Genomic DNA, 685 nt, shown 5'->3' on the forward strand with positions numbered 1-685 from the left:
GGGCGGGCAGAGCGACCGGATCACCTCCGACGCCGTGCCGAAGCTCAACCAGGCGGCGGTGGCGGCCGGCGACGCGGAGATCGACGCGGTGTCGGGGGCCACGTACACCAGCGCCGGGTACGAACAGTCCCTCCAGTCGGCGCTGGACCGGGCCGGTGGCTGACACGGTGGCCGAGCCGGCCGGGGCTCCCGCCGCGGTGCGTCACGTGGAGGAGGCGATGGGGACCGTCTTCTCCCTCGACGTCCGCGGCGGGGAACCCGCCGTGGTGCGCGCGGCGTTTCAGGAGGCGGTCGCGGGGCTGCACCGGGTCGACGAGGTGTTCAGCACGTACCGCGACGACAGTCAGGTCTCCCGGCTGGCGCGCGGTGAGCTGGGCGTCGGGGAGTGCGATCCCGAGGTCGCCGAGGTGCTGGAACTGGCGGCGGAGGCGGAGCGGGTGAGCGACGGCTGGTTCAGCGCGCGGTACCGGGGGCGTCTCGACCCGACCGGGATCGTCAAGGGCTGGGCCGTCGAGCGGGCCGCACGGCGGCTCGCGGCGGCGGGGGCGGTGGGGGTGAACGTCAACGGGGGCGGGGACGTGCAGGTGCTGGGTGTGCCGGGGGCGGGGCGGCCGTGGCGGGGGGGGGTGGCGGGCCCGCTCCCGCCGGGCGGTCTCGCCGCCCTCGGCTCCCCCGCCGGCCCCTC

At 77.4% G+C, this 685-nt stretch carries 2 protein-coding genes; both read left to right on the forward strand.

Going from position 1 to position 685, the window contains the following annotated elements:
* Positions 1-58 precede the first annotated feature (58 nt).
* Complete coding sequence (locus ADK41_RS44460; protein ID WP_432422513.1) at positions 59-163, forward strand: FMN-binding protein; 105 nt, start codon at positions 59-61, stop codon at positions 161-163.
* Positions 164-218: 55 nt separating this feature from the next.
* The coding region (locus ADK41_RS38210) for an FAD:protein FMN transferase (RefSeq protein WP_167353515.1) at positions 219-685 on the forward strand (467 nt) is incomplete at its 3' end.

The organism is Streptomyces caelestis (assembly GCF_001279005.1).
GTDB classification, from domain to species: Bacteria; Actinomycetota; Actinomycetes; order Streptomycetales; family Streptomycetaceae; genus Streptomyces; species Streptomyces heliomycini.